General features: G+C 59.9%; 5 protein-coding genes and 1 tRNA gene. 1 reads left to right on the top strand and 5 read right to left on the bottom strand.

From position 1 onward, the window contains the following. From ABY403_RS12075 to pdxH, 5 genes are all read right to left on the bottom strand, one after another. Positions 1-3284 (bottom strand): vitamin B12-dependent ribonucleotide reductase (locus ABY403_RS12075; protein WP_372841073.1); only part of this gene is annotated, 3284 nt, incomplete at its 3' end. 447 nt (positions 3285-3731) lie between these two features. After that, positions 3732-3808: transfer RNA gene (locus tag ABY403_RS12080), tRNA-Pro, on the bottom strand. 41 nt (positions 3809-3849) lie between these two features. Further along, the gene (locus ABY403_RS12085; protein ID WP_372841074.1) at positions 3850-4320 is read right to left on the bottom strand and encodes a DUF192 domain-containing protein; all 471 of its coding nucleotides are present in this window, start codon (positions 4318-4320) and stop codon (positions 3850-3852) included. Positions 4321-4323: 3 nt separating this feature from the next. Further along, complete coding sequence (locus tag ABY403_RS12090; RefSeq protein ID WP_372841075.1) at positions 4324-4854, bottom strand: cold-shock protein; 531 nt, start codon at positions 4852-4854, stop codon at positions 4324-4326. Positions 4855-4968: 114 nt separating this feature from the next. After that, complete coding sequence (pdxH, locus tag ABY403_RS12095; RefSeq protein ID WP_372841076.1) at positions 4969-5574, bottom strand: pyridoxamine 5'-phosphate oxidase; 606 nt, start codon at positions 5572-5574, stop codon at positions 4969-4971. Positions 5575-5659: 85 nt separating this feature from the next. Here pdxH and fabI point away from each other — a divergent pair. Continuing rightward, on the top strand, positions 5660-6437 hold a 778-nt coding region (gene fabI / locus ABY403_RS12100; protein ID WP_372841077.1), incomplete at its 3' end, for an enoyl-ACP reductase FabI.

Consider the following 6437-nt stretch of genomic DNA (forward strand, 5'->3'; position numbering starts at 1 on the left):
ATGTCGTCAAAGCTGGCACCCTGCGGCTTCACATGCGCAAGATCGGTGCGGTCGAGGTAGCTTACCGCCAGTTCGCGGAACACATAGTCAAGGATCGACGTCGCATTCTTGATGCTGTCATTACCCTGCACCATGCCCGCAGGCTCGAACTTGGTGAAGGTGAAGGCATCGACAAACTCTTCCAGCGGCACCCCGTATTGCAGCCCTACCGAGATCGCGATGGCGAAGTTGTTCATCATGGCGCGGAAACCCGCACCTTCCTTGTGCATGTCGATGAAAATCTCGCCAAGCTGGCCGTCTTGGTATTCGCCGGTGCGCAGATACACCTTGTGGCCGCCAACAACCGCCTTTTGCGTATAGCCTTTGCGCCGCTCGGGCAGCTTTTCGCGGTGGCTGCGCACGATCTCCTTGATGATCACCTTTTCGACGATCTTCTCGGCCATCACGACTGCTTTTTGCTGCGGGCTGCCAGTGGCCATGATCTCTTCGGCCTCTTCGTCATCCTCGATCAGCGCCGAAGCCAGAGGCTGGCTGAGTTTGGAGCCATCGCGATACAGCGCGTTGGCCTTGATGCCGAGGCTGTGGCTCAACTCGTAGGCCGCAAGCGTGTCTTCGATGCTGGCAGTGTTCGGCATGTTGATGGTTTTCGAGATTGCGCCCGAAATGAAGCTCTGCGCCGCTGCCATCATGCGGATATGCGCCTCGACACTCAGGTAACGCTTGCCCGTCTTGCCACAGGCGTTGGCGCAATCGAATACCGAATAGTGCTCGGCCTTCAGATGCGGTGCGCCTTCCAGTGTCATCGTGCCGCAAACGTGGTCGTTGGCGGCATCGACCTGCGCCTTGGTAAAGCCGAGGTGGCGCAGCAAGTCGAAAGTGGGGTCCGCTAGCCGTTCGGCGGGAATGCCAAGCGTGCCGGTGCAGAACTCTTCGCCCAGCGTCCACTGATTGAAGACAAAGCGTATGTCGAAGGCCGCGGGCAGCGCCGCCTCGACCTTCTCGATTTCGCGCGCGCCAAAGCCGTGGCCCAAAAGCGCTGTGTGGTTGATGCCCGGCGCTTGGCCAAGGCTGCCATGCCCCACGGCATAGGCGATGATTTCCTCGATCTCTGACGAGCGGTAGCCAAGCGCCTCTAGCGCCGCAGGAACCGAACGGTTGATGATCTTGAAATAGCCGCCGCCCGCGAGCTTCTTGAACTTCACCAGCGCAAAGTCAGGCTCGATGCCCGTGGTGTCACAATCCATGACCAAGCCAATCGTGCCGGTGGGCGCGAGAACCGAAACTTGGGCATTGCGATAGCCGTGCATCTCGCCCAGCCGCAGCGCCTCATCCCAAGTGGATTTGGCAAGCTCGACAAGGGTTTGGTCGGGGCAACTCGCGTGATCGAACGGCACCGGCAGCACCGCAAGCCCATGGTAGCCGCGCACCTTGGAATAGGCGGCACGGCGGTGGTTGCGGATCACCCGCAGCATGTGCTGCGCGTTCTTGGCATAGCCCGGAAAGGCGCCAAGCTCGCCCGCCATTTCCGCCGAGGTCGCATAGGACACGCCGGTCATGATGGCGCTGAGTGCGGCACCAATGGCGCGGCCCTCGTCGCTGTCATAGCCCAGACCCATCGACATCAGCAGCCCGCCGATATTGGCGTAGCCCAGCCCGAGCGTGCGGAAATCATAGGAGCGCTGCGCAATCTCGCGCGAGGGGAACTGCGCCATCGTGACCGAGACTTCCAGCGTCACGGTCCAAAGCCGGGTTGCATGCATATAGGCTTCGGCGTCGAACTTGTTGTCCTTGTAGAAGGTCAGCAGGTTCATCGAAGCAAGGTTGCAGGCGGTATCGTCAAGGAACATGTATTCCGAACACGGGTTCGAACCGCGGATTTCTCCGTCTTCAGGGCAGGTATGCCAAGCGTTCACCGTGTCATGAAACTGAATGCCGGGGTCGGCACAGGCCCAAGCGGCATGACCCACCTGATCCCACAGATCGCGCGCCTTGACGGTTTTGGCGACCTTGCCGTCGGTGCGGCGCAGCAGCGCCCAATCGGCATCGTCCTTGACTGCCTGCAAGAAGGCATCGGTCACGCGCACCGAGTTGTTGGAGTTTTGCCCCGAGACGGAAAGATAGGCCTCGCTATCCCAATCGGTGTCATAGGTCGGAAACTCGATCGAGGTATGGCCCTGCCGCGCGTATTGCAGCACGCGGTTTATGTAGGTTTCCGGGATCAGCATCTTTTTGGCCGAGCGGATCGCGGCCTTCAAGGCCGGGTTCTTCGCAGGGTCGGTGGCATCGACCATGTCGCCATCCCAAGTGCGGATGGCCTCGAATATCTTGTTAAGCTCGCGCTCGTGCATCTTGGATCCGGCCACGAGGCTGGCGACCTTCTGCTCTTCGAGCACCTTCCAGTTGATGAACTCTTCGATATCGGGGTGATCCATGTCGCAGATCACCATTTTCGCGGCGCGCCGCGTGGTGCCGCCCGATTTGATCGCGCCCGCCGCGCGGTCGCCAATTTTCAGAAAGCCCATCAGGCCGCTGGATTTACCGCCACCCGAAAGCTTTTCGCCCTCGCCGCGCAACGAGCTGAAGTTCGTGCCGGTGCCCGAGCCGTATTTGAACAGCCGCGCCTCGCGCACCCAAAGGTCCATGATGCCGCCGTCGCCCACCAGATCATCCCTGACCGACTGGATGAAGCACGCATGTGGTTGCGGGTGTTCGTAGGCGCTGTCCGATTTGGTCAGCTTGCCGGTTTTGAAATCGACGTAGAAGTGGCCTTGGCTCGGGCCGTCAATGCCATAGGCCCAATGCAGCCCCGTGTTGAACCACTGCGGGCTGTTCGGTGCCGCCATCTGCATGGCCAGCATGTAACGCATTTCGTCGTAATAGGCGCGGGCGTCCGATTCCGTGGTGAAATAGCCGCCCTTCCAGCCCCAATAGGCCCACGCGCCTGCCAGCCGGTCAAACACCTGCCGCGCCGACGACTCGCCCACGAATCGTTTCCCCTCGGGCAAGGATTCGAGCGCCTTGGTATCGGGCACAGAGCGCCACAGAAACTCGGGCACGCCTTTTTCGGCAACGCGCTTCAGCCGCGCGGCAACGCCTGCCTTGCGGAAGTATTTCTGCGCCAGCACATCTGATGCGACCTGGCTCCAATGTTGCGGCACTTCGACGGAATCGTTGCGAAACACCACCGTGCCATCGGGGTTGCGGATTTCGGAAACCATCGTGGCAAAGTCGATATCGCCATAGGCCCCAGAGGCCGCGGATGTAAATTTACGCTCGATTTTCATGATCTGCCCGTCCCGTTTCTTAACCCTCGTGTCGCAAAGCCCCGCCTATCCCCGAAATAAACTCGGGGTTCTGGCCATTTTGCTATCGGCCAAGCGATGCGGTTTAGCTTTGCACCTGCCGCGCCACCACTACATCTGGTAGCAATCCGGCCGGTTCGCACAAGCTGACGGGTTTGTGAGGTCGGGTCAACAAAGTTTTCGACCCCAGAGAGATGTTTTTGATGTTGACGCAGAGGGCCGTCGGTGCCGCGGTTTAGGCCCTTTGATTCATCCACAGGCACCCTGCCCGCCGATGCGACGACATTATCAAGGATTGCCGCTTATTTGGCGGGGGTTTCTCAAATATCAAATGAACTATGCGCCGTCCGCGCGCCGCAAGGCGGGCCGCGCGTGCCCGTGGCCCTGCGACAACATGGCAAGTCAACTTCACATCTGATTTTGGTTGAATGGTCGGGGTGACAGGATTTGAACCTGCGACCTACTGCTCCCAAAGCAGCCGCGCTACCAGGCTGCGCTACACCCCGACAACGGCCTATCTAGCGGCATCGTGTGCCGAGGGGAAGGCCTATGGGCAGCGATAAGCCGCAGTTGTTTGATCAAGCCGCGGGTGCGCAAGCTCGGCGCCCGGTTGAATACCGATCCGCCGCGCAAGGCCCCCGTTGATTTCCAGCACCATCAACACCTCGTCGCCACCCTCTAGATGGGTTTCATCCAGCGGTTTGGCGTCAGCCTGGATCTGGCGCACCACGCCGGTCGAATCGATGAACAGCATGTCCAGCGGGATCAACGTGTTCTTCATCCAGAAAACTGAGGTCTGCGGATAGTCATAGATAAACAACATGCCCGCACTGGTCGCGAGGCTTTCGCGATACATCAGCCCCTGCTGGCGCTCTGCGGGTTCATCGGCAATTTCGATGTTGAATTGCGCCTGCCCGCCTGGCCAGCGGAACAGCGCAAGGTCATCGCGGCACTCTAACGCCGCTGCGGGTGATGCCGCCAAAAACAAGAAAAGCGACACAACACCCCACCGACGCATGACCTAAACTCCTCGCACCGCAACTTCCCAGGCCAGAACCTGTGCTGCCATCCTGCCACGTTTGCCGTCGATCACACGTAACGCGACCGCCTCACCCGGCCCAAGATCGGCAAGCCCCGACTGTCTGAGCACTTCGATATGGATGAAGACATCCTCGTTGCGGCCGAACACGTTGGCAAACCCGAAACCCTTGACCTTGTCGAACCACTTTACCCGTGCCGGTTCGAGAGGCAAGGCGGCGATCGCTTCGAGTGAGGTCTCATCTAGGTCTTCGATATGTGCGAGTCGGTCGCTTTCAGGGGGCAGGATTTCCAGCACTTCGACCGCCTGCGCGCCGCGCGGGGTGACCTGCGCCATCACCGAAATAGAAGCGCCGTCAGCTACCGACCCTTGTCCGAAATTGCGCAAGACATTGGCATGTAGCAAAATATCTGTGCCACCTTCGGCGTCGATCACAAACCCGAAGCCTTTTGTCGGATCGAACCATTTGACGCGACCCGCGACTTTGCGCAGTGCACTCTGATCTTGAATCATGGCCAGCGTTCTCTCTTATGCAACTTCGGCGCGTGAAGTGTCACAACTACGGGCCAAGGTGCAAGAGGAAAACGCTGTAAAATCTACGTCATTGCATTTCACGAAGCGTGAAATTCACGGATTCAGGCGCGTGATATCCCAGTTTTCTGCGGCAGAATGTCGCGCCCAGCGGAAGCGATCATGTAGCCGAAACGGCCCATCTGCCCAAAATTCGATCTCTAGCGGCACAAGCCGAAAACCACCCCAGAACGGCGGTCTTGGCGGGTTGAGTCCATGAAGCGCCGTCACCCGCGCCACCTCGGCCATCAGCGCACTGCGCGAGGTCAACGGCCGACTCTGCCGCGAGGCCCATGCGCCCAAGCGGCTTTTGAGGCTACGCGAGGCAAAGTAGGCATCTGCCTTTGGCCCCTCTTCATGGCTGATCAGCCCGCGCACCCGAATCTGTCGGCGCAGGCTTTTCCAGTGCATCACAAAGGCCGCGCGGCCCGAGGCGTTCAGCTCTTGCCCCTTGGCGCTTTCATAGTTGGTGTAGAAGATAAAGGCGTCTGCCTCGATCTCCTTCAGCAGCACCATGCGCACATTCGGCAGCCCGGCGGCATCAACGGTTGCCAGCGCAATAGCGTTCGGGTCGTTCGGCTCGGTTTTCTCGGCCTCGGCAAGCCACTTTTGCGCAAGGATAAAAGGATCGTCGCCCGCAAAAATACCACTCCGGTCGCTCATTCTTTCCCCCGCGTAAGCCGCCTTGATGCCTCAGTGGCTTTGGCCTAAAGCTTGCGGACCTTAGTAGCAATGGCGGGAAGAGCGGATGTCAAGCAAACTGATGGAGGGCAAGCGTGGGCTGATCATGGGCCTTGCCAACGACAAGTCGATTGCCTGGGGCATCGCACAGGCGCTGGCGGATCAAGGTGCCGAGATCGCGCTGTCCTATCAGGGCGAGACCTTGCTCAAGCGGGTGCAACCGCTGGCCGCAACGATCAACGCCACCGAACTGATCGAATGCGACGTGGCCGATGACGCCTCGCTCGATGCGCTGTTCGCGCGACTGGCCGAGGTTTGGGGCAAGATCGACTTTCTGGTCCATGCGATTGCGTTTTCCGACAAGGCCGAATTGCGGGGCCGCTATGTCGATACCAGCCGCGAAAACTTCCGCGTATCTATGGATATTTCGGTCTATTCCTTCACCGCGGCGGCGCGGCGCGCGGCGGCAATGATGCCTGCGGGCAGCGCGATGCTGACCCTGACTTACTACGGCGCAGAGCGGGTGATGCCGCACTACAATGTGCAAGGTCTCGCAAAAGCGGCGCTCGAGGCAAGCGTGCGCTACATGGCCGAAGACCTTGGCAAAGACGGGCTGCGCGTCAACGCCATCTCCGCCGGGCCGATCAAGACGCTTGCGGCCAGTGGCATTGGCGATTTCCGCTATATCATGAAGTGGAACGAGTTGAACTCGCCCCTGCGGCGCAACGTGACGCAAGAAGAGGTCGGCAAGGCCGCGCTGTATCTGCTGTCCGATCTCGGGTCCGGCACCACGGGCGAAGTGCTGCATGTCGATGCGGGCTATCACGTGGTTGGCATGAAGGCGG

It is taken from the genome of Phaeovulum sp. (assembly GCF_041596715.1).
Classification (GTDB): domain Bacteria; phylum Pseudomonadota; class Alphaproteobacteria; order Rhodobacterales; family Rhodobacteraceae; genus UBA6213.